The organism is Mesorhizobium sp. 1M-11, from assembly GCF_001303895.1.
Lineage (GTDB): Bacteria > Pseudomonadota > Alphaproteobacteria > Rhizobiales > Rhizobiaceae > Mesorhizobium.
Window position 1 is genome coordinate 99,611 of the sequence record NZ_LJSD01000074.1, and the last position, 25,107, is coordinate 124,717.

A 25,107-nucleotide genomic window follows, 5' to 3' on the forward strand; every position below is an offset into this window, starting at 1 on the left:
CAATCATGCGGACAAGATCAAGGCTGACAGTGGCGAGGATAAAGATCGGCGACTGTGTTTCGGCTAACGGACGAGGTGACGTTACGGTGCTTCGGGTCTGCGATCAATCGCTCCGGCTTGCCGTTGCCCCGGTTTCCTCATGGGCTCTTTTTCCCTGCGACAGTTTCAACGAGGTTCATCTCAGACGCCTGGTCTCATGTTGACATGCGGAATGCGCTATGCATTGTGGAATTCTTCCGCGAGCCACGGTCCGTTCCTAGCCAGCGTTTCTTGTCTGGGCGATCGGGGACTTCATGCCATCTCATCTTATTACGCCACTAAAGCTTGGCGTCAGTGCGCTTTCGATCCTGTCGGTGTTCGCGGCGACCGCCGCTTCGGCTCAGGAAAAACCGCCGGCTGCGGCAGAAAGCGCTACCTTGCTCGAGCGCATCGTCATCACCGGCGAGAAGATCGCACGCAGCCTCAAGGACACGGCCTCGTCTGTCACGGTCATCACCGGCAAGCAGATTGCGAAGGAAAAGACCGGCGATTCTTCCGTGTCCGAGGTGATCCAGGACGTGCCCAATGTCGTCTTCACCGACACTGTCAGCACGCCGATCATCCGTGGACAGGACACGCAGGGTCCGCTCACCGGCCAGGGATCGTTCTGGGGTGGCACGGTACCGCGCGCCACCATCAATCTCGACGGCCACTACCTGAACTACAACGAGTTCTATTTCGGTGCGGCGTCGGCCTGGGATGTGGACAGCATCGAGGTATTCCGTGGACCGCAGACAACCTCGCAAGGCGCCAACGCCATCGCCGGCGCGATCATCGTCAACACCAAGGATCCGACCTTCACGCCCGAGGCCGCCTATCAGGCGGAGATCGGCAGCTACAATTCCAAGCGCGCCTCGTTCATGCTGTCCGGTCCGATCGTCGACAACGAACTCGCGGCGCGCCTTGCGGTGGACTATTCCGGCCGTGACACCTTCATCGACTACATCAGCACCAAATTCCAGCACGGCGACACCGACCAGGATTTCGAGGCGCTGAATGCCCGCTTCAAGCTGTTGTGGCAACCGGCCGAAATCCCCGGCCTGGAAGCGAAATTCACCTATTCGCACAATGGGTCGAACCGTCCGTCGCAGGAAGCTGCGTCGATGCCGTTCGAGAACCTCGAACACATCACCACAACGATGCCGACCTGGAAGCAGGACACCAACACCGGCATTTTCGACATCAGCTATGACGTCGGCAACGGCTTCAAATTCTTCAACCAGACGCAGTATTCGGCATCGTCCGTTCACCGAACCACCGGGCTCGTCAACAATGGCGATGCCGATGTCGAGCAGAAGAACGCCTCCAACGAAGCGCGCGTGACCTTCGGCGAGCAGGGCGATGCCTTGAGCGGTGTGGCGGGCGTCTATTACGCCCACACCAAGAGCGACGAGGTGCTCTATCTCAGCGGTTTGTCGACCTTCGATGACACCAAGCAGAATCTCGGCCTTTTCACGGAGGCGAGCTACCGGCTGACCGATTTTTGGACGCTGACCGGCGGCCTGCGCTATCAGCAGGATCATATCCAGCGCGAGGGCAAATCGGTCTTTGCGCCGCAGTCGGTCGATTTCGACACCACCTTCAGCGCGGTGTTGCCGAAAGTCTCGTTGGCCTATGCGGTGACGCCTGACCTCACCGTGGGTGCGATGGTGAACCGTGGCTACAATCCGGGCGGCGTATCGCTGAACCTCAACGCACGAAAGTGGATGCCTTTCGAGGAAGAAACACTCTGGAATTATGAGCTGTTCACGCGCGCCAGCCTGCTGGACGACACGCTGACACTCAATGGAAATCTGTTCTACATGGATTTCAAGAACGCCCAGTACACAATACCGGTCGTCATCTCCTCCGGCGTTGCGCAGTCCTACACGATCAACGCCGAAAAGGCCCATGCCTATGGGCTGGAGGTCGGAGCGGATTACCAGATACTCGACAATCTGACGCTCAAGGCAAGCGTAGGTTTGCTGCGCACGCGCATCGACAGGATCGCCAGCAATGTCAGCTACGAAGGCAACGAGTTCGCCAAGTCGCCCGGCTATATGCTGAGCTTCGGCGCCAGCTGGGACGTGACGGAGAAGTTCAACCTCTCCGGCGAGGTCCGCCACATGGACAGGTATTATTCCGATACGGCCAACACGCCGAGTTATCTGATCGAGCCCTATACGATCGCGGATGCTCGTGCGAGCTACGACTTCAACGAGCACCTGCAGGTCTATGGCTACGTCAAGAACATCTTCGACGAACGCGCGCCGACCTACATGCAGCAGAACCGCGGCATCGGTGGCGTCGAGGCGAGCATGACCATGCCGCGCACCCTTGGTGTTGGCGTGAGAGGGAGTTTTTAGGGCAAGCCGATCAGAATGAGCGCGGAGTCCTGTGGCTCTGTGCTCAACGATTTCTGAAGGGCTTTTAGTTTCGCGGCAGCCCTACATCGACCATCGTCTGGACGATGCCCACGCTCGCTTCCACAAAGGCCGGGCTGGCGTTGCGGTCTGGTGGCCGCACGTTCAGCGCGGTTGAATTCGGGCGCAGTGCCATCCCTTTGGCCAGCGCGGCCTTTGCCTCATCCGGGTGGCCGGCGCGTTGAAGCGCTGCAGCCAGCAACAGGTAGGGGCGCCCCGAGGCAGGCGTAATGGCGATGGATTTTTTGATCCATTCCACCGCCTCGTCATTGCGGCCGAGCATGAGATAGGCCCAGCCGATGCCGATCTTCCAGGTCCAGCGGGAGACGGCAGGGGTGTCGAAGCCATCTGCCTGCTTGAACGTTGCAAGTGCATCCTCGGTGCGGCCGAGTTGAAGCTGCGTGAGGCCAAGCTGGTAGAGCGCACCGCCGTTCCAGGGATCGAGGTTCAGCACACGTGCGCAGGCCACCAGGCTTTCGACGAAATTGTTGGTTGCGGTCAGGAAACGGCAATAGGCTTCCAGGCCAGGCAAGTAGCGCGGCTTTGCGTGCAGCGCGCGTTCCAGCAAAGACCTTGCCCGTGTTTCCGACGCAGTCATTTCGACCGGGCCATACCAGACCATCTGGATGCCGCGCGTCTGCAACGCTGCGAGCGTGACTTGCAGGTCGACATTGTCCGGTTCCTCGGTCAGCGCATTCTCCAGCATCACCTGTGCCGTGGCAAAGCGCTCGCGCGTCGTCTGGTTGATCGAGGCGACGGCCTGCTCGACGACAACCTTGGCGTTGTCGGCGGGTGAATTGAGTGCGATTCCCCCGGCATCGGGATAAAGCGATGCGTTGATGCGCAGCGCGAGCTCATGACCGAGGCCGGCGGCGAGCCTGGATTGCTGAACGGACGTCTCGATTTCGTCTGTGCCGACCGAAACCGACGTCGTCCATTTTACCTCGCCGGTCGCGGTGTCGGTCATGCGCGCTTCCAATGTCCAGGCATTGGGGCTTCGCTGCAGCTCGCCGTTCACCAGGAAATCGGCATCGACGACGGAGGCCGACACACCGGCCAGCAATGCCGTCGCCGGTTTTGTTCGTGACGTGACCACGCGGATCGTGTCGATCCTAGCCAGGCCGTCGCTCAGGCGCTCGGTCACATTTCCCGCCATTGACGCCGATTGCGCATCGCTGTTTGCTGCGGCGATCGGCATCACCATGACCACGGGCGGCTTGCGCGAGAAAATCAAGTTTGGCGCGATCGCCGGCGCCGCGGCCGCCAAGCCGAGGATCGCGCAGAAACTCACGACGATGGCAGCCCAGCCGCGCAAGCCACGGAAGGATTGCTGTCGTGCCGCTGGCGCTGCGTGCATTTCCGCTGACGGGGCAGTTGTCCGCTCCTCCTTTGTCGCGGTCGATACAGACTCCGTTTGAACAACAAGATCGGCAGGCGCGCCCGTCACTTCGGCATCGAACATGTAGCCACGCCCGGAGACGACCTTGATCAGGCTGCGTTCTTCGTCACCGAGCGCTGTCCGTATTTCGCGGATGCACTGGAACAGGCTGTCCTCGCCGACATGGATGTTCGGCCAGATTGCCTCCATCAGTTCCTGCTTGCTGACGATCCGTCCAGCATTGGCGGCGAACAGATACAGCATGTCGAAGGTTTTCGGACGCAGCCGAACCGGGCTGCCATCGGCATCCCGCAACTCCGCACGTCGCTGATCGAGCTCAAAGCCGGCGAACCGGAGCACTTCCACCCCCACCTTCCGTAGCAGTGCCGCGTATCGTTCAAATATCAGAAAATCTTCAGAAAGTCTTCGACGCCGCTTCAGGACGGCTCCGCACCTTCAATGAGATGAAATGCCCGGGATGCCGTTTCAGGGCAGGGCTGCTTGTGCGGGGAACTTACTTTGAAATCAAGGATGTTGAAGGCGGCGTTGACCGCTTGGAGCCGCGATTTGCACGCCGCTTCGGCAGATATCCCGCAGTTGCCGCGCCTGACTTTTTTCGGGTGCATCTGCCTCGCGTGACGCGTCGGCCGCCCCTCTCCAATTCCACCGCCGACATCAAAGCATGCGGAGCATTTTCGTGATTTCTGGGAAGAAGAACCTGACGCAAGCCAACCGCGCTGCGCTGCGGTCGGCTGTCATGCGTATGGCATTGTTGACTGCCTCAGTGGCGCCGTTGGCGCTGATCGCCGCCGCGGGACCGGCATGGCCGGACAGTATTGGTCAGAATGGCTCAAACGGTGGAGGAGCGCCGAACTATTCCACTCCGGGCGGCGGCGGAGCCGCCGGCAATGCCGGGGACGGCAGCGGCGCGACGGGCTCTGGTGGCGGTGGCGGCGCAACGGGCGGTTCTGGCAATCGTGGCGGTTCAGGAGGTGGCTCGGACGGCGGCGGCGGCGGGGGAGCGGGATATAGCTTAGGCGCGGGCGGCGGCGGTGGCGGTGCGGGTGGCGCCGGTCTCAGGCTGACGACTGATATTGTCAATAGCGCTACGATCAAGGGAGGTAACGGCGGCAACGGTGGTTCCGGCGCCGCGAACTATTCACAATCCTGGAACTATGCTGGCGGCGGCGGTGGTGGCGGTGGCGGGTCCGGCATCATTGTCACGACGGGGAGCAGTCTGACCAATACTGGCACCGTAACCGGCGGCAATGGCGGTGGTGGGGCATCCGTGGTCGGTCCCGGTATCAGCAACCCATTTGCCGATCCCTCTGGCAATGGCGCGGGAGGGCTGGGCGGCAACGGCATTACTGCAACCGCCACCAATGGCCTGACGATCAACAATTCCGGTACGATCCAAGGAGGTGGTGGCGGCACGGATTTCCAGAACTTCCAGCCCTATCGCCCTCAGGCCGGCGGCTACGGAATCATCGGCCAGAACCTGACGATCATCAACAGCGGGACCATTTTGGGCGGCGCGCGTGGCGGCGCCGGCGGCCTTACCGGAAACCTCACTTCCGCCATCGCCATCACCGGCGGGACGAACAGCATCCAGGCGCTTGCCGGCAGCAATATCGGCAAGATCGAGCTTGCCGCGGGCACGACGACCGTTTCCGGCATATACTCGAACGTCCTTCAGGTGAATGGTGGCGCCACACTCACGGTGAGCGATGCCGCCGGCGATGCGACCGGGTTCACCAGTCTCAACAATTTCGGCACTGTAACGATCGGCGCCGGCAGCATGCTGTCGGCCGGGACGATCGCGAATGCCGGTGCGGGAGGGATCACCCTGGGCGTCGGTGCGAGGCTCTTCGGCACAGGCAACACGCTCAACAACGATTCTGTCATCAATGTCGCTACCGACGGCGTCGTGATGGATAATGGCGACATCAACAACAATGCCACTGGCACGATCAATTTCAACGGCCCGGGCGGTACGGCGACACTCTCTCCTGGAGTTGGCTATAGCGTCAACAATCGCGGCCAGATCAACGTCGCCGGCGGTGCCACCGTCGACGTGCAGATGAGCAACCTCAACAACCTTGGTAGCGGTTCGGTGTGGCTCACCGGCGGCGATATGTTCAATGTGGCCACGTTTACAAACTCCGACACCGCGACGTTGACCATCGATGCCGGCCGGAAGCTCAGCCTGGGGACACTCACCTTCAACGGCGGCACTATCTCGGGCACCGGTATCATCGAAGCCGCCAACAATCTCAACCTCTTGGGGGCGGGCACGATTGGCGCGACGCTGGCGGGCAGCGCCGGCCTGGTCAAGACCGGTCCTTCCGGCATGGTCATTCTCACCGGCAACAACACCTACACCGGTGGAACCACCGTGAGCGGTGGCGGTGGGCTGCAACTGGGCACCAGCGGCACGGCTGGCTCCATCCGTGGGGCGGTGACCGTAAACAGTGGCACATTCAACCTGACCAATGCCGACACGACGGCCATCACAGGCATCACGAACAAGGCCACCACGAATTTCTACAACAACACCACCGCAGGCAGCGCCACGATCACGAATACGGGCGAGCTGTATTTCTACGACACCAGCAGCGCCGCCAGCGCCAGGATCACCAACAACTTCTTTGTCGAGTTTCACGACGGCAGCAAGGCCGGCGCAAGCAATATCACCAACAACAACACGCTTCTGTTCTATCAGAACAGTCTGGCGGGCAACGCCGCAATCACCAACAACAACGGTGGTTTCCTGAACTTCGATAATTTCAGTTCCGCGGACGCTGCGCACATTACCAATGGCGGCACGCTGGCATTCTATGGAAACAGCTCTGCGGGCAATGCCGACATAACCAACGATCAGGATCTGACTTTTTATGATGCGAGCCAGGCGGGCTCCGCCGAGATCATGAACAACGGCAGCCTGACATTCCGCTCCACTGCGACGGCCGGCAGTGCCAAAATCACCAACAATTCCAATGTTGCGTTCCTCTTCAACAGCAATGCCGGCAATGCCGAGATCAACAACGTTGCCGGCACCGTCGATTTCTCCGGTTCGACTGGCGCCAACGGTGACAAGAAGCTCGGCGCCGGCTCGATCGCTGGCGGTGGCTCCTATCTGCTTGGCGACAACGAATTGACCGTCGGTTCGAACGACCTTTCGACCGAGGTCAGTGGCACGATCAGCGGTACCGGCGGCTCGCTGGTCAAGATCGGCAATGGCACGCTGAAGCTCTCGGGCACCAGCACCTATACCGGGCTGACAGCGGTTTCCGCCGGCACGCTGCAAGGCGGCAAGGTCAACGCGTTTTCGTCAATTGGCGCGTTTAGCGTCGCCAGCGGCGCGACCATCGATCTCGGTGGGTTCGATCAGGAGATCAGCTCGCTGACGGGCGATGGACTTGTCACCAACACCGGTATTTCCGATGCGGCATTGACGGTCGGGCGCAATGACAGCTCCACCATTTTCGGTGGGACGATCCAGGATGCTGGTGCTGGCTCCCTGACCATGAGCAAGATCGGCGCCGGCACGCTGACGCTGACCGGAACCAGCAGCCATCGCGGCGGCACGACCGTCAATGCCGGCACGCTGCAGCTCGGTACGATCGGTGTTGGCGGCATTGCGGGCAAGATTACCGGTTCCGTCGATGTGACCGCGAGTGGCACCTTCGACATCGTCAACATCAACTCAAGCAGTGCCCTGTCCATCACCAGCAGTGGCACGACGAATTTCCGCAATGCCACAAGCGCCGGCGGTAGCGGCGACACCATCAGGATCAATGCTGGCACGCTGAATTTCCACGACACCGCCACCGGTGGCAGCGCTAACATCAACAACAGCAGCGGCGTTCTCAATTTCAACGACAGCAGCAGGGCAGCAAGCGCCGAGATATTCAATCTTCAGAGGATTAATTTCAACGGCGACAGCTCCGCTGACCAAGCCCACATCAGCAACATGTCCGCCATGAATTTCGATGACCGCAGCACGGCTGGCAGCGCAAGGATCGAAAGCGACGGTATCACGGTTTTTGCAGGCGACAGCACGGCGGGAACGGCCCAAATTTCCGCCAGGGGAACGGTGGATTTCAAAGGCAACAGCAATGCAGAAAGCGCGGCCGTTACGATCAATTCGGGAGGCTCGGTCAAATTCCACGACATGAGCAGCGGCGGCAATGCGCGCATTGTCATAGAAGATGGCGGCAGTTTCGAGATCGGAGACCTGACCTCTGCGGGGACGACCGCCGGTTCGATCGAAGGCGCTGGCACATATTATCTTGGATCCAAGAAGCTGACGGTCGGCTCCAACGATCAGTCGACCGAGGTCAGCGGTACGATCGTGGACGGCTCCGCAGGCACCGGCGGTTCGCTTGCCAAGACCGGCGCCGGCACGCTGACGCTGTCGGGCGACAACACGTATACCGGCGGCACTTCGCTGCTGGGGGGCGTCGTGCAGGCTTCGAGGAACGCCAATCTGGGCGATGCCTCCGGCGCCCTGACCTTCGATGGCGGCGCGCTCAAGCTGGGCGCGTCGTTCGATCTCGCCGCCACGCGCCAGATCATGCTCAACAGCGGTGGTGGCACGATCGACACCAACGGCTTCGCCACCACTGTTTCGCAGAGCGTTGGCGGGACTGGCGGGTTCACAAAGACTGGCTCCGGCACGCTGACCATTGCCGGCACCAGCGCTTACACAGGTGCGACGAAGGTCGCGGTTGGCACGCTTTCGGTCAATGGCTCCATCGCCTCGTCTTCGAGCGTGACGGTGGATTATGGCGCCACGATCGGCGGCAGCGGCACGCTTGGCAGCACTGTCGTCAACGGCACGCTCTCGGCCGGCAACAGCCCCGGCAAGCTGACGGTCGCCGGCGATCTCACCCTGGGCTCGACGTCGACCAGCCTGTTCGAACTGGGTGCGCCGGGTATTGTCGGCGGTCCCGCCAATGACCTCGTCTACGTTACTGGCAACCTTGTGCTCAACGGCACGTTGCTGACGCCCGGCGCAGTGTCGGGCTACTACAGGCTCTTCGATGTCGACGGCACGGTCTCCGGCAACTATGTGAACGTGCCGATCAACGCCAGCGTCCAGACCGCGATCCCGCATCAGGTAAACCTGTTCATCCAGAATGGCCTCCAGATCGTGCAGTTCTGGGACGGCGGCGACAGCATCGGTAACGGCACCGTCGACGGTGGCGCCGGTATATGGAGTGCAGCCGGGACCAACTGGACCGGCGCCCCTGGCAGTGCCGATTTCAACGATCAATGGCGTGGCTCTGTCGCGGTGTTTTCGGGAACTGGCGGCGTGGTGAAGGTCAGCGGACCTGTCGGCTTCGAAGGCATCCAGTTCGCGAGCGACGGCTACAAGATCGAAGGCGATGATCTGACGCTGAGCGGTGACAGCGCAAACAACACATCAGCAAGCTTCGTCACCGTCAATGGCGGCGCCACGGCCGAGATCGCCTCGGCGCTGACGGGTGCTGCCGGCATCGGCCTCGACAAGTTCGGCAGCGGCACGCTGATCCTTTCGGGTGTCAACACCTATACCGGCGCCACCACCATCAAGAGCGGCACGCTGGCGCTGTCGGGCAATGGCAGCCTCGCAAAATCCAATGTCGTGGCGATCGAAAACGGCACATTCGACATTTCCGGAACGACGCTGCCGTTCTCTTCCATCACCAGCCTCGCCGGAACCTCTTCCGGAACGGTCGAGCTCGGCAGCAAGGGCCTGGTCATCACCAACGGTTCGACCGATTTCGCCGGCGTCATCAAGGGCAGCGGCGGAGTGGAGATCGCCGGCGGCACGCAGACGCTGTCAGGCGTCAACACCTACACCAACGCCACCCAGATTGATGCCGGTGCCACGCTGGCCCTGAAGGGCAGCGGGTCGATCGCAAGCTCTGCCTATGTCGGCTTTGTATCCAACGGGGTTCTCGACATTTCGCAGACGACCGCAGGCGCGCGCATTGCCGGCCTGTTCAGTGCGACGGGCGACGGCATCGTGGCACTCGGTTCGAAGACGCTCACCATCACCAACGGCTCCCTGTTTGGCGGTTCGATCCGCGAGGGCGGCATCGGTGGCGGCACCGGCGGCAACGTCGTGATCGCCAATGGCGCGACCCAGATGTTCTCGGGCGTCAACATGTTCACCGGCTCGACGACGATCGAGCAGGGGGGCACCTTGCAGCTCTCGGGCGATGGCAGCTTGTTTGCCTCCAGCGGTGTCATCGCGAATGGCGTCTTCGACATTTCCGCGCAGAGCACCGGATCCGGGCCGGGGATCAAAGCGCTGACCGGCAGCGGCCAGGTCTATCTCGGCGACAGGAACCTCGGCATCGTGAATGCGGATGGCACCTTCTCCGGCGTCATCAGCGATTGCGGGGCGACAGGTACCGACTGCTTCAACACTTCGACCGGCGGTTCGCTCACGCTGAGTGGCGGCACGCTGACCTTGACCGGTGTCAACACCTACACCGGTGGTACCACCGTGGGGTATTTCGGAGCCCCCGGCAGCACCAAACTCATCGTGACCAACGATCATGCGGTCGGTAGTGGCCGTGTGCTGTTGAACGATGCCGGCCTGTTCCAGGCGGGCGCGGATGGTCTTTCCTTCGCCAACCGTTTCGAGGTCAGCCCGAGCTATGGCACGGTCGATACCAACGGCCACACCATGACCATTGCCGGCGTGATTGCCGACGCCACCGATCCCGGCACCCTGCACAAGGCCGGCGCCGGCACGCTGATCCTGACCAATGACAACACCTATGGCGACGGCACGGTGGTCGAGGCCGGCACCTTGCAGCTCGGCAATGGCGGGACCACAGGCTCGATCCTTGGCGATGTAGAGCTCGGCGGCACGCTCGCCTTCAACCGCTCAGACACCTACACCTTCTCCGGTGTCGTCTCGGACAAGGCCGGCAGCCATGGCCAGCTCGTGCAGAACGGCACCGGCGTGGTGGTGCTTGCGGGCACCAACAGCTATTCGGGCGGCACCTTCTTCAACAAGGGCACGATCGCCGCTTCGAGCGACGGCAATCTCGGCGATGCCGCCGGCGCGCTCACCTTCGATGGCGGCGCGCTGCGCTATGACGCAGTCTTCGATGTCGCGGCAAGTCGCGCGGTCACGCTCCAGGCAGGCGGCGGCACCTTCGACAGCAATGGCTTCGCGGCAGGCGTCGCTGCCGACATCACCGGTGCCGGCGGCCTGACCAAGGCGGGGGCAGGAACCCTGACGCTGTCGGGCCACAACGACTACAGCGGCACCACCACGGTCTCGCAAGGCATGTTGAAGGCCAGTGTCGCCAACTCCTTCTCGGCCCGCAGCGCGGTGTCGGTGGCGGGCGGCGCCAAGCTTGATCTTGGCAGCCTCGACCAGGTCATCGGCACGCTGTCGGGGGCCGGCGACGTCGCAATGGGAAGTGGCAACCTCACCGTCGACGAGACCAGCAACTCGACCTTCTCCGGCGCTCTCTCCGGCGGCGGCACCTTCACCAAGTCCGGCACCGGCAAGCTGATGCTGTCGGGAACCAGCACCTATACCGGCCAGACCTTCGTCAAGCAGGGCACGCTGTCGGTCAACGGCTCGATCGCCTCTTCGTCGGGTATCACCGTCGAAACAGGCGGCACGCTCGGCGGCACCGGCACATTGGCTTCGGTGACGGTGATGAATGGCGGCACGCTGGCGCCGGGCAATTCGATCGGCACCGTCAACATCGCCGGCAATCTGGTGATGGGTGCCGGCTCGACCTATGCGATCGAGCTCGACCCGGCTTCCGCCGATCGCACCAATGTGACAGGAACCGCCAATCTCTCCGGCGGTACCGTCGCCACCAGCTATGCGGCGGCCACCTATATCCAGAAGACCTACACCATCCTCAATGCACAGGGCGGACTGGGCGGCACCACCTTCGCCGGCTTGACCGGCACTGCCCCGACCGGCTTCACGCACAAGCTCGCCTATGACGGCAACAATGCCTATCTGGCACTCGATCTCGACATGCGTGAGCCGGGCAATCCTGGCGGCAGGCCGGTCTTCGATCCGCTCAACCGCAACCAGCGCTCGGTGGCCAATGCCATCGTCGGTTATTTCGATGCCAAAGGCGGCATCCAGGCGGAGTTCGGTGCGCTCGACAGCGCCGGCCTCTCGCTGGTCTCCGGTGAACCGACGGCCGGTGCGATCGGCGCCGGCATCCAGGGCACCGATCAGTTCCTGGGCCTGCTGTCGGGCGAGGCGCTGGCGGATCGTGGCGGGCAGGGCACTTCCTCCAGCAGCACAGTGGCTGCCTTTGCAGACGAGAAGACAGCAGGAGACGGTGACAAAGCCTTGGCTGCCCTCGGTGCCAAGTCCGATCGTCTGGCGGGTCCTGTCGCAAGGGTCTTCGACAGCCGCTGGCGCAGCTGGGGTGCCACCTATGGCGGCACCTCCGAGATCGGTGGCGACGGTGCTGCCGGATCCCATGACACCGACCTGAAGACATTTGGACTGGCCGGCGGTATTGCCCGCAAATGGGATGACGCCACGCTCGGCATCGCGCTGGGCGGCGGCTCGTCGGACTTCCATCTTGCCGACAAGCTCGGCAGCGGCAGCGCGCGCTTCTTCAATGCCGGTGCCTTTGGCCGGCAGGAGGTCGGCAACGCCTATGTCGCGGCTGCCGCCGCCTACAGCTTCTACGATGTCGAGACCAGCCGCACTGTGCTCGGCACTGTGCTGTCGGGCGATTTCAACGCCCATGCCTTCTCCGGGCGTATCGAGGCCGGCTACGACATCGAGACATCGCTGGCGACGCTGACCCCCTATGCCGCCTTCCAGGCCATTGCCTACCGGATGCCGGGCTACTCCGAGACCGGTGCCGGCAGCTTCGGGCTGACCTACAAGGGCAACACCACGACCGTCACCCGCACTGAACTCGGCGCCAGGCTGGATCACGGCATCGGCCTCGACAACGATGCAACGCTGACGCTCTCGGGCCGTGCCGCCCTTGCCATCAATGGCGGCGACGCAATCGGCTTCGTCGCCGGCTTCCAGGCCCTGCCTGGCACCAGCTTCAGCATCGAAGGGGCCAATCCGGACCGCTACAGCGCACTCATCGATGCCGGTGTCCAATACGCAACCGCCAACGGCTTCTTTGCCGCGGCAACGCTCCAGGGCGAGGTCTCCCGAAATGTCCACAACATCGCAGGAACCGTAAAAATCGGGATGAAATGGTGAGGGACGACTGGCCAGGGCCTTGTGGCGAGAGGCTTAACGAGAAAGAGCGGTCCATTCAGCACTGATTATGGTCTTCGAGGCTCATCCTGCGATCTGGCTGGTTGCGCGATCGGCAATCGTCGCTCCGGTTTCGGCATCCACGGATGCCAGGCTGACCTCGTAACCCCAAAGCCTTCTGATATGACGCAGCGTGTCGTCGCGGCTTTTGTCTTCCAGAAGAACGCCGTTCCTCACCTCGTGCTGCAGCCGCAGGTGGCGGTCGCCGAGCAGATCGACATCCACGACCTGTATGTCCGGTCTGTTTGCACCGACCTCGTAGCTATGCGCCAGGACGGAACGTATTTTCTCGTAACCACGTTCGTTGTGGATGGAGGCCACCTTGTAGTGGGGTTCGTCAGCGCCGTCGACCAACAGGAACAACCGCCATTTTCGGATCAGGGCAGGGCTGAGATACTGGCGGATGAAGGACTCGTCACGGTGGTCGGCCCAGGCTTCCAGCAATATTCTTCGCCAATCGCCACTACCGGCGATATCTGGGAACCAGTCGCGATCCTCTTCCGTCGGCTCTGTCGCGATGCGCTTGATATCCTGCATCATGTCAAGCCCGAGCGCATAGGGGTTGATGCCGGAAAAACGGGGATCGTCGAAGCCTGGCTGGAAGACAACATTCGAGTGATTGCTTAGCATTTCGAGCAGGGCGCCCTCGCTGATGCGGCCGCGATCGAACAGCATGTTCATCAGCGTATAGTGCACGAAAGTGGCGCAGCCTTCGTTCATCACCTGGGTTTGCCGCTGCGGGTAGAAATACTGTGCGATGACCCGCACGATGCGGATGATCTCGCGCTGCCAGGGTTCCAGGGTCGGACTGTTCTTTTCCAGGAAATAGAGCAGGTTCTCTTCCGGCAGATTGAGTTTCTTTTTCCGCTCGGCCTGATTTTGGTCTTCGCTGCTTCCCCGCGACGCCGGTAGTGTACGCCATAGGTCGTTGTAGGACCGTTCTTCGTATTCCAACCGTTCGCGCAATCCCTTGCGTTGCTGCTCCGACGACAGTTTGGGCGGCCGCTGATAGCGGAATACGCCCTGCTCCTTCAATGCGTGCGCTGCATCCAGGATCTCCTCGACGGCGGCAAGACCGTGACGCTCTTCGCAGCGAGCAACATAGTCCTTCGCAAAGTCCAGGTAGCTGAGGATCATCGCCGCGTCGGTCCACTGGCGGAACAGATGATTGTTCTTGAAGAAATGATTGTGGCCGAGCGCCGCATGCGCCGTGACCAGGGCCTGCAGGGCCATCGTGTTTTCTTCCATGAGATAGACGATGCAGGGGTTGGAATTGATAACCAGCTCATAGGCCAGTCCACGGCCGCCTTTGCGGTAGAGCAACTCCTGATAGAGGAAATGCTTGCCGAACGACCAATGACGATACATCAGCGGCATACCGACCGATGCGTAGGCGTCGAGCATCTGTTCGGACGAAATGATCTCCAATTGAGTTGGATAGACATCGAGTTGAAGTTCCTCGACGGCGATTTCCTCGATCGCTTCGTAAACCTGCGACAGTTTCTTGAAGTCCCAGTCGGAACCGGAAAAGAGCAGGCGCGCCTTGCTCGCTGGCATGGTACCTCCTAGAGCATGATCCCGAAAAGTTGACAGACTTTTCGGACAAAGATCATGCGATAAAACAAAGAGATAGAGCGGAGTAACGGTTCATCTTGATCGCATTCCGCTCTAGGTACTTTTGCCGATCGTCGGCTGTTTGGTGAAGAGCTTCCGGAAAACCGGATATATGTTGGCTGCCTTGGCGATCCGGCTCATCTGGAAATTCGGCCAGCGGCCGGCGACCTTGCTGTAGGCCTGCCACAGCGATGTTCCATTTTCGGTCGCGCCGAAAATCTCGCTTTCGCGTTCGTCGATGATCTCGATATAGGCGAAATACTGGCACAGGCGCATCAACTCGCCATCGAGCAGAGCAATGCATCGCTCGGAATCGGAAAAGAAGTTGTCGCCATCCGAAGCCTGCGCCGCATAGATGTTCCACTCGCTCACCGGATAGCGCTTGGCGATGATGTGATGCATCTCTTCGAGCGCCGTGGAGACGACCGTGCCGCCGCTTTGCGTGGAGTAGAAGAAGGTTTCCTCGTCCACTTCATGCGCTTCGTGGGTATGGCGGATGAAGACGATTTCGGTGCGTTTGTAGCGACGCTGCAGGAACAGGTGCAGCAGCACAAAGAAACGCTTGGCGAGGTCCTTCTCGCGCTCTCCCATGGAACCGGACACGTCCATCAGGCAGAACATGACGGCATTGGCATTGGGCAGAGGTTGCGGTTCGAAGCGGTTGAAGCGGATATCGACCGGATCGACATAGGCAATCTTTCTGCGCCGCCGCTCCAGTCGCTCGAGTTCTTCACTCAAGGCAGCGATGCGCTGGATGATTGCCTCGCTGGGTGGCTGGACTTGCAGAAATGCGAGCTCCTGTTCGATCGTTTCAATGTCTTCGCGCTTGGGACGTTTGAGGGCGATACGACGGCCGTAGCTGTTTCGCATCGTGCGCCCGACATTGATGTTGGTCGGGGCACCGCTTTGGGTGAAACCGGCGCGGCGCGGCTTGAATGCGACGATTTCCTTGAGGCTGAGCTTGACGAGGTCAGGCAGTTCGAGGTCTTCGAAGAAAAGATCGAGAAACTCCTCGCGCGAAAGCACGAAGCGAAAATCGTCTTCCGACGCGGTGTCACCCGGCGTCGACGATCCGAAACCGCCCTGGCCTCGCTTGGGGATCAAATCCCCCTCGGCGAACTGCTTGTTGCCGACCAGGATGCGCTCGCGGCGACCGCTGTTCTTCGCGTCATCGAAGTTCGGCTCGCCGGTGCCCTTCTTTGGTATCGGCAGGGTATGCTCGGCATCGACCTCGGCGATCCGACGGCTTCGGATTTCGTCGCGAACGTTCTGCTTCAGCTCCTCGCGCGCGCGTTTCAAGAAGCGCTGGCGATTGGCGAGGCTCCTGTCCTTCGGGTTCAGTCGACGATCGATGAAGATCGGCATGGAACCATCCCGGCTCTTAACCGGCCTTGTTGACCCGCATGTACCAATCGACCAGCCGGCGCACCTGCCGTTGGGTGTAGCCCCGTTCCACCATCCGCTGCACGAATTCGTTGTGACGCTTTTCGGTGACGCTATCCTGCTTCGATCCGAAGCTGATGACCGGCAGCAGATCCTCGACCTGGCCGAACATGCGCTTTTCGATCACTTCGCGCAGCTTCTCATAACTGGTCCAAGAGGGATTGCGGCCATTGTTGCGGGCCCGCGCGCGCAGCGTGAACTTCACCACCTCGTTGCGGAAGTCCTTGGGATTGGCGATGCCGGCCGGTTTCTCGACCTGCGACAGCTCGTTGTCCAGAACCTCCCGATCGAGGATCTGGCCGGTGTCGGGGTCCTTGTAATCCTGGTCTTCGATCCAGGCGTCGGCATAGGCGATATAGCGGTCGAACAGGTTCTGGCCGTACTCGCTGTAGGATTCCAGATAGGCCTTCTGGATTTCGTGGCCGATGAATTCCGCGTAACGCGCGGCCAGTTCCGACTTGATGAATTCCAGATAGGACGCCTCGGTCTCCTTCGGGAACTGCTCCCGCTTGATCGCCTCTTCCAGGATGTACATGAGGTGGACGGGATCGGCCGCCACTTCCTTGGTGTCGTAATTGAAGGTTTGCGACAGGATCTTGAAGGCGAAGCGTGTGGAAACGCCGTTCATGCCTTCGTCGACGCCCGCGGTATCACGATACTCCTGGACGGATTTCGCTCTCGGGTCGATCTCCTTCAGATTTTCCCCGTCATAGATGCGCATCTTTGTGTAGAGAGGGGAATTGTCGTGCTCGGCGAGCCGGGTCGAGACCGAGAAACGGCTCAATATATCGAGCACTTCCGGAGCGCAGGGGCTGCTGGCCAGTTCGCTCTCGCGCAGCAGTTTTTCATAGATCTGCCTCTCCTCGGTGACTCTCAGGCAGTAAGGCACCTTGACCACCAGAATGCGGTCGAGGAAGGCTTCGTTGTTCCTGTTGGTCTTGAACTGCTGCCACTCCGACTCGTTGGAGTGGGCCACGATGATGCCTTGATAGGGGAAAGCCCCGAAATTCTCCGTGCCGTTGTAGCTGCCCTCCTGGGTCGCCGTCAGCAGCGGATGCAGGACCTTGATGGGTGCCTTGAACATCTCGACGAATTCCAGCAGGCCTTGCGTGGTGCGGTTCAGCCCACCGCTGTAGGAATAGGCATCCGGATCCGACTGGCTGAAGTTTTCGAGCTGTCTGATGTCGACCTTGCCGACCAGGGCCGAGACGTCCTGGTTGTTCTCGTCACCGGGCTCGGTCTTGGCAATGGCGATCTGTCGCAGTCTCGACGGCATCAGCTTGACGACGCTGAACTTGGAGATGTCACCGGACATTTCATCGAGACGCTTGGCGGCCCAGGGTGAGATCAGGCCGTTGAGCCTGCGCCGGGCGATCCCGTATTTGTCCTCCAGCAAATCTCCCATGCGGTCGGGCTGGAAAAGTCCAAGGGGCGATTCGAAGATCGGGCTGATTTCGTTGCCGACCTTCAGCGTATAGATCGGACGTTGCTCCATCAGCTTTTTCAGCCGCTCGGCGAGCGAGGATTTGCCGCCGCCGACGGGACCCAGAAGATAGAGGACCTGCTTGCGTTCCTCGAGGCCTTGGGAAGCATAACGGAAATAGCCTGCTATCCGCTCGATCGTGTCTTCCATGCCGTAGAAGTCAGCGAAGGATGGATACACCTTGACGGTGCGGTTTGAGAAAATCCGCCCGAGCCGTTCGTCCTTGCTGGTGTCTATGAGATTTGGCTCCCCGATCGCCTCGACCATGCGTTCCGGGGCGGTGGCATACATGGATTTGTCTTCGCGGCAGGCAAGCAGATATTGCTGGATGCTGATTTCTTCTTGCGCCGCACTCTTATAGATCTCCGAAAAAAGATCGAAGACGTCCGCCTGATGTTCAGTCATGGCAATTCGCGCCTCTAGGTCCGCGAAGCTGATAGACCGCTTCGTCTATATTCAACTGCTAGAAGGCTTGGTGGTTCCGCATTGCGGTGATGATTATCGCGAATGTTTCAGGATCGGCGAAAGGAACCAGCTGTCCGTTGGCCTGAGCTCTCGATGGCATCGAAGCCGCAGTCCGGAATGTCAGTTTATTATTGACCGACCGGTCGGATTATGCAACTGTCAAGCCTTCGCCAAGGAGGGGCTTGGCGGGACCGGGAGGAGATGACGTGACGCAATCCGACACGCTGTTGGTAACGGTAGCCGACGGCGTCATGACGCTGACGCTCAACCGTCCCGACAAGCTGAATTCCTTCAATCCGGAACTGCACACGGCCCTGCGCGCAGCTTTTGAGCGGGCACACGATGACGCAGCGATCCGTGCCGTTCTGCTGACCGGCGCCGGCCGCGCCTTCTGCGCTGGCCAGGATCTCGGTGATCGCGATCCGCGCAAGGCCACCGAGGCACCGGATCTCGGCCTTACGATCGAGACCTTTTACAACCCATTGCTGCGGCTGATCCGTTCACTGGATAAACCCGTGATCTGTGCCGTGAACGGCGTCGCCGCCGGTGCCGGCGCCAACATTGCGCTGGCCTGCGATATTGTGCTTGCAGCCAAGTCCGCCAAGTTCATCCAGGCTTTCTCGAAGATCGGCCTGATCCCCGATTCCGGTGGCACCTGGACTTTGCCGCGCCTGCTCGGCGAAGCGCGCGCCAAGGCGCTGGTGCTGACTGCCGAACCCCTGCCGGCGCAGACCGCAGCCGAATGGGGCCTGATCTGGAAAGCCATCGACGACGAACAATTGATGCCGGAGGCGACTGCATTGGCGAAACGCATGGCCGCCGGTCCGACCTTCGGCATCGGCCTGACCAAGCAGGCCATCCATGCCAGCGCCGCCAACACGCTCGACCAGCAGCTCGACCTCGAACGCGACCTGCAGCGCAAAGCGGGTCGTAGCGCCGACTACGCCGAAGGCGTCGCCGCGTTCCTGGACAAGCGGGCGCCGGAGTTCAAGGGCAAATGACGATCAATATGAGCGATCCGCAGGCTGTCGCGATTGCCTCGGCTGAGGCGATGTGGCGGGACGATCGCGCTTCGCAACATCTCGGCATGGAATTGGAGCATATCGGGCCAGGTGAGGCGACGATTTCCTTCACCGTGACCGATCTCATGACCAATGGCCACAACACCTGCCATGGCGGCTACATGTTCACCTTGGCGGACTCGGCCTTTGCCTTCGCTTGCAACAGCTACAATCAGCGCACGGTGGCGCAGCATTGCTCCGTCACGTTCGTTGCGCCGGCCTTTCTTGGCGATCGGCTGACGGCACGCGCCCGCGAGGTGTCGCGCGCCGGGCGCAACGGCATCTACGACATCGCGGTGACCAACCAGAAAGGCGAGCGGGTGGCGGAGTTCCGCGGTCACTCGCGCACGGTCAAGGGAACACATCTGCCGTCGTCGGCATGAGCGCTGCGCATCCGCTTGGGGTGCGCCAGTCCACACACAATCTGGGAGGATTGAATGGAAGACCTGTCTCCGCGCCCGGGTGATCTGGAGCCGATCGAGATTGCTTCGCGCGACGAGATTACAGCACTGCAGCTGAAGCGGTTGAAGGCAACGCTCGACCATGCCTACCGCAACTCGCCGCACTACAAGGCGAAGTTCGATGCGGCCGGCGTCCATCCCGACGATCTGAGGCAGCTGTCGGATCTGTCGAAATTCCCATTCACCGTCAAAAAGGACCTGCGCGACACCTATCCGTTCGGCATGTTCGCGGTGCCACGCGAAAAGCTGGCACGTGTCCATGCTTCATCCGGAACGACGGGTAAACCGACCGTCGTCGGTTACACCAGGAACGATATCGACATGTGGGCAACCTGTGTCGCGCGCTCGATCAGGGCGTCGGGCGGCAGGCCTGGCGACATCTGCCATGTCGCCTATGGCTATGGCCTGTTCACCGGCGGCCTCGGCGCCCATTACGGTGCTGAAAAGCTCGGCTGCACCGTGGTGCCGATCTCCGGTGGCATGACCGAGCGCCAGGTCTCGCTGATCGAGGATTTCAAGCCGCGCATCATCATGGTGACGCCATCCTATATGCTGTCGATCCTGGATGAATACCGGCGGATCGGCATCGACCCGCGTTCCTCGTCACTGGCGGTCGGCATCTTTGGCGCCGAACCCTGGACCAACGCCATGCGCGAGGAGATCCAGAACGATTTCGACATGCATGCCGTCGACATCTACGGCCTGTCGGAAGTCATCGGTCCCGGCGTCGCCAACGAATGCGTCGAGACCAAAGACGGCCTGCATGTGTGGGAGGATCATTTCTATCCGGAGATCATCGATCCTGAGACAGGCGAAGTGATGCCGGATGGTGAAATGGGCGAGCTGGTCTTCACCTCGCTGACCAAGGAAGCGCTGCCGATCATCCGCTATCGGACGCGCGATCTGACTCGCCTGCTGCCGGGCACGGCGCGCTCCATGCGGCGCATCGAGAAGATCACCGGCCGCTCCGACGACATGATGATCCTGCGCGGCGTCAATGTCTTCCCGACTCAGATCGAGGAACAGCTGCTCAAATGCGCCGGCCTCGCGCCGCATTTCCAGATCGTGCTGAGCCGAGAGGGCCGTCTGGACTGCATGACCGTTCATGTCGAGGCCATGCCGCATGCTGTTGACGCCGCCCAGCGGGGTACCTCAGCCAAAGAACTTGCGCACCACATCAAGAGCGTGGTGGGTGTGAGCACCAAAATCGTGGTCGGCGATCCTGATTCGGTCGAGCGTTCTGCCGGCAAGGCCAGGCGGATCGTCGACAACAGGCCTAAAACATGATCATGCGCCGGACAAAGAGATAGGAAGATGGCAAGGACGAGAGCTGCGGATTTCGACGAGAAACGGCGCAGCATTCTCGACAGCGCCGCCGCGGTCTTCGCCAAACTCGGCATGGAACGCGCATCGATGGCGCAGATCGCGCAGGAGAACAACGTCTCCAAGGCGCTGCTCTACCATTACTATCCGAGCAAGGAATTGCTGCTCTTCGACATCGGTCGCACCCATCTGGTCGAGCTTGAACAGGCGATCCTCGCAGCCGATCGTCCGGACCTCGAACCCAGGCAACGCCTGCGCCATCTGATCGGTGGGGTGCTCGAAAATTACCGCACCGCCGCCAATTTCCAGCAGGTCCTGCTCAACGGCACGGGCTCGCTTTCCGAGGTGCAGAAGACCGAGCTGCAGCAGATGGAGCGCCGCATCGTGAAGGCGTTCTCCGATGTGCTCACCGACATCAACCCTGAGCTCGGCAAGGCCCGCGCCGGCATCACGCCCGTCACCATGTCGCTGTTCGGCATCCTCAACTGGGCCTACACCTGGTTCAAACCGAGCGGCGCGCTCAACCGCGAAGGCTACGCCGACATGGTGACGTCGCTGTTCCTCGATGGCGTGAATTCACTACGGTAGCCTCTTACGCTGCTTGGCGTGTCTCTTTTGGGCAGGCGAGCATGGTGGCTACCCGCGCCTTGACCTTCGCGGCCGCCTCTTCCTTCACCGGCCCGTAGCCGCGGATATCCATAGGGGCCTTTGCAAGTTCGATCAGTTCGGCCGGAGAGCGTGCCGGGAGCTGTCCGATGATCTGGTCGATCAGCCCCTGGTACCAGCCGATCAGTTCCCGCTCCATCCGGCGCTCCGCCGTGTAGCCGAACGGATCGAAGGCCGTGCCGCGTAGCCGTTTCATCCGGGCCATGACACGCAGCGGCGTCTGGATCCATTGGCCGAACTGGCGTTTGCGGGGCCGGCCGCGCGCGTCCTTGCCGCCACCCATGAACGGTGGCGCGAAGTGGTAGTTGACCTTGTAATCACCATCGAACTCGCGCTTGAGCTCAGCAAGGAAGCCGGTCTGCATATGCAGCCGCGCCACCTCATATTCGTCCTTGTAGGACATCAGCTTGAACAGGGAACGCGCAACGGCATCGGTCAGGCCTTCCGAGCCGAACGGCCGCTCGGCGCTGCGAACCCGCTCAACGGTCGCGCGATAACGCTGCGCCCAGGCACGATCCTGGTAATCGACGAGAAAAGCCTCGCGCCGTGCGATCATCTCATCGAGGCTTTCACTTGCCATGGCCGGCTGACCGGCGATCAGGGGGCGTGGGTCGGCGGCAGCCAGCCGCCCGGCGGCAAAAGCCTGTTTGTTGCGTTCGACCGCAATGCCGTTCAGCTCGATTGCCCGTTGCAGTGCGTTGTGTTCGATCGGCACCAGCCCTCGCTGCCAGGCATAGCCGAGCAGGATGATATTGGCGAAGACCGCATCGCCGAACAGCCGCTCGGCAAGGGCGTTAGCGTCCAGCGCACGCACGTTGCCGGCTCCGGCCACGCGTTCGATCTCCTTCAGCCGGCGACGGGTCGAAAGATCGGCATCGCGCAGCCGCACGATGTCACCGGTCGGCATTTCCGCCATGTTGACCACCGCTTGCATGCCGGCCCGGTAGCAGGCGGAAGCCTTCGGTGAAGACGACACCACGATGTCGCCGCCGATCAGGGCGTCCGCCGCCCCGGCATCGATGCGTACCTGGTTGATGGCATCGGGCGTTGCCGCCAGCCGGATGAAGGAAAGCACCGGGCCGAACTTTTGCGCGAAGCCGGTGAAGTCGAGCACCGAGCTGCCTTTACCTTCCAGATGCGCCGCCATTGAGATCAGCGCGCCGACGGTCACCACGCCGGTACCGCCGACACCGGTCACGAGCAGGTCGTATGGTCGGTCGAGTGTGGGCGCATCCGGCAGGGGCAGTGCGGCAGCGCGGGCGCCGAAATCCTCGTTGCTGGCCTGCCGCTTGCGCCGCACCGCGCCTTCGACCGTCACGAAGCTCGGGCAGAAACCGTTCAGGCAGGAGAAATCCTTGTTGCAGTTGGAAAGGTTGATCTTGCGCTTACGGCCGAACGGCGTCTCCTTCGGCTCGACGCTGAGGCAGTTGGACTCGACCGAGCAGTCGCCGCAGCCTTCGCAGACCAGATCGTTGATCCAGGCGAAACGCTTGGGGTCCTCCATCGTGCCGCGCTTGCGCCGCCGCCGCTTTTCGGTGGCGCAGGTCTGTTCGTAGATCAGCACCGAGACGCCGTTCACCTCGCGCAGGTCGCGCTGCACGGCATCAAGCTGCGAACGGTGATGCAGGGTGACACCTGAAGGAAATGCCGCGATGCTGAACTTGTCCGGCTGGTCGGAAACCAGCGCGATGCGCTCCACGCCTTCGGCGCGCACTTCCTGCGCGATCGCCTGAACGCTGATCGGGCCGTCCACCGGTTGGCCGCCGGTCATGGCGACCGCGTCGTTGAACAGGATCTTGTAGGTGATGTTGGCCTTTGCCGCGACCGCCTGGCGGATCGCCATCGAACCGGAATGGTAATAGGTGCCTTCGCCGAGGTTCTGGAAGATGTGGCCCTTGCCGGTGAAGAGCGAGGATGCCGCCCAGTTCACGCCTTCGCCGCCCATCTGGATCAGCGACGTCGTTTCTCGGTCCATCCAGCTCGCCATGAAATGGCAGCCGATGCCGGCCAGCGCCTTGGAGCCTTCCGGCACCTTGGTGGACGAATTATGCGGGCAGCCGGAACAGAAATAGGGCGTGCGCGCCGCGCCCGGCACCTGGATCAGCCGCTCGGATTCCGGCACCAGCGCCGCGGCTCGGTCGAGCAGGCGCAGGTTCGGGAACACCATGTCCAGGCGCTTGGCCACGATCGGCGCCAGCATGCGTGGCGACAGCTCGCCGATCCACGAGATCAGCCTGTTGCCGTCCTCGTCGCGCTTGCCGACCATCGAGTGCGGCTTGTGGCCGGGATAGTCGTAGAAATACTCCTTGAGCTGGCTCTCTATGATGCCGCGCTTTTCCTCGACGACGAGGATCTCCTTCTTCTCCTTCACGAACTCCAGCGCGTCGCGGCGCGCCAGCGGCCACACCATGCCGACCTTGTAGATGTCGATGCCGAGCTTGCGGCAAGCCTTCTCGTCCAGTCCGAGCAGCCGCAGCGCTTCCATCAGGTCGAGATGGGCCTTGCCGGTGGTGACGATGCCGAAACTGGCATCCGCGACGTCGTAGATGCGCCGGTCGATCGGATTGGCCTCGGCGAAGGCATAGACGGCCATCTTCTTGGCTTCCATGCGCTCTTCGATCTGCGGACCGGGCAGGTCGGGCCAGCGGTAATGCAGGCCGGTTGGTGGCGGCGTGTAGTCCGGCTGCTGGAACTCGCGGTCGGCGACGATGTCCACCGACTGGCCGCTTTCCACGGTTTCGGAGATCGCCTTGAAGCCGACCCACATGCCGGTGAAGCGCGACAGCGCATAGCCATATTCACCGAAGGCCTGATATTCGCCGACGGAGGAGGGGTTCAGCGTCGGCATGAACCAGGCCATGAAGGCGACGTCGGACTGATGCGGCATGGAAGAAGACACGCAACCGTGATCGTCTCCGGCGACGACCAGCACGCCGCCATGCGGCGAGGAACCATAGGCGTTGCCGTGCTTCAGCGCGTCGCCGGCACGGTCGACGCCTGGCCCCTTGCCGTACCACATCGAAAACACGCCTTCGACGGTGCGATCCGGATTGGTTTCGACCTGCTGTGAGCCAAGTACTGCGGTGGCGGCGAGGTCTTCGTTCACGGCGGGCAGGAACTCGATGCCGTGCTGTTTGACCAACTCCTTCGCCCGCCACAGCTCCAGGTCGACGCCGCCAAGCGGTGAGCCGCGATAGCCGGAGACGAAGCCGGCCGTCTTCAGGCCATGCTCCTTGTCGCGCCGCGCCTGGTCGAGCGTGATGCGCACCAGCGCCTGTGTTCCGGTGAGGAAGACACGGCCGTTCTTGTTCGTATAACGGTCGTTGAGATTGTAGTCGGCAAGCAAGACGTCAGCCACGGCCGGGATCTCCCGAAAGGGTACCATCCGATCCAGTCTACGCTTGCTGCTTGAAATATCCTGCCAGTTTCACCCCGATTTGCTCACGATATGGTCAATTCTGCCGATTTTAGCTAGATAGTTGGTAAGACCAACCG

Annotated in this window: 11 protein-coding genes; 6 read left to right on the forward strand and 5 right to left on the reverse strand. The window is 61.5% G+C overall.

Annotated elements, in window-relative coordinates; translation table 11 throughout:
• Positions 1-293 precede the first annotated feature (293 nt).
• Complete coding sequence (locus AO692_RS28905) at positions 294-2,384, forward strand: TonB-dependent receptor (protein ID WP_054313491.1); 2,091 nt, start codon at positions 294-296, stop codon at positions 2,382-2,384.
• A 64-nt stretch (positions 2,385-2,448) separates the two neighbouring features.
• On the opposite strand, the gene AO692_RS28910 is transcribed toward AO692_RS28905, so the two are convergent.
• Positions 2,449-4,185, reverse strand: a complete 1,737-nt coding sequence (locus AO692_RS28910; protein ID WP_244483540.1) for a winged helix-turn-helix domain-containing protein — start codon at positions 4,183-4,185, stop codon at positions 2,449-2,451.
• Positions 4,186-4,516: 331 nt separating this feature from the next.
• Here AO692_RS28910 and AO692_RS28915 point away from each other — a divergent pair, with 331 nt between their 5' ends.
• Positions 4,517-13,039: an autotransporter-associated beta strand repeat-containing protein gene (locus tag AO692_RS28915; protein ID WP_161808145.1), complete on the forward strand. Its 8,523-nt coding sequence runs from the start codon at positions 4,517-4,519 to the stop codon at positions 13,037-13,039.
• An 81-nt stretch (positions 13,040-13,120) separates the two neighbouring features.
• On the opposite strand, the gene AO692_RS28920 is transcribed toward AO692_RS28915, so the two are convergent.
• The 3 genes from AO692_RS28920 to AO692_RS28930 all read right to left on the reverse strand — a co-directional run bounded on the left by AO692_RS28920 (position 13,121) and on the right by AO692_RS28930 (position 18,041).
• Positions 13,121-14,653: a SpoVR family protein gene (locus AO692_RS28920; RefSeq protein ID WP_054313493.1), complete on the reverse strand. Its 1,533-nt coding sequence runs from the start codon at positions 14,651-14,653 to the stop codon at positions 13,121-13,123.
• Positions 14,654-14,764: 111 nt separating this feature from the next.
• On the reverse strand, positions 14,765-16,075 hold the full coding sequence (locus AO692_RS28925) for a YeaH/YhbH family protein (RefSeq protein WP_054313494.1): 1,311 nt from the start codon (positions 16,073-16,075) through the stop codon (positions 14,765-14,767).
• Positions 16,076-16,091: 16 nt separating this feature from the next.
• Positions 16,092-18,041 (reverse strand): PrkA family serine protein kinase, encoded by a 1,950-nt coding sequence (locus tag AO692_RS28930; protein WP_054313495.1) that lies wholly within the window; start codon positions 18,039-18,041, stop codon positions 16,092-16,094.
• A gap of 266 nt (positions 18,042-18,307) precedes the next feature.
• Here AO692_RS28930 and paaG point away from each other — a divergent pair, with 266 nt between their 5' ends.
• The 4 genes from paaG to AO692_RS28950 are packed head-to-tail and all read left to right on the forward strand — an operon-like array spanning position 18,308 to position 21,534.
• Positions 18,308-19,102 (forward strand): 2-(1,2-epoxy-1,2-dihydrophenyl)acetyl-CoA isomerase PaaG, encoded by a 795-nt coding sequence (paaG, locus tag AO692_RS28935; RefSeq protein WP_054313496.1) that lies wholly within the window; start codon positions 18,308-18,310, stop codon positions 19,100-19,102.
• A complete protein-coding gene (gene paaI, locus AO692_RS28940) occupies positions 19,099-19,545 on the forward strand; it encodes a hydroxyphenylacetyl-CoA thioesterase PaaI (RefSeq protein WP_054313497.1) in 447 nt (148 codons plus the stop codon). The genes paaG and paaI overlap by 4 nt, the downstream gene beginning before the upstream one ends.
• Positions 19,546-19,599: 54 nt before the next feature.
• Positions 19,600-20,910 (forward strand): phenylacetate--CoA ligase PaaK, encoded by a 1,311-nt coding sequence (gene paaK, locus AO692_RS28945; RefSeq protein ID WP_054313498.1) that lies wholly within the window; start codon positions 19,600-19,602, stop codon positions 20,908-20,910.
• Positions 20,911-20,937: 27 nt separating this feature from the next.
• On the forward strand, positions 20,938-21,534 hold the full coding sequence (locus tag AO692_RS28950; RefSeq protein WP_054313499.1) for a TetR/AcrR family transcriptional regulator: 597 nt from the start codon (positions 20,938-20,940) through the stop codon (positions 21,532-21,534).
• A gap of 4 nt (positions 21,535-21,538) precedes the next feature.
• On the opposite strand, the gene AO692_RS28955 is transcribed toward AO692_RS28950, so the two are convergent.
• Entirely contained in the window at positions 21,539-24,970 is a 3,432-nt protein-coding gene (locus AO692_RS28955; RefSeq protein ID WP_244483541.1) for an indolepyruvate ferredoxin oxidoreductase family protein, read from the reverse strand.
• Positions 24,971-25,107 lie beyond the last annotated feature (137 nt).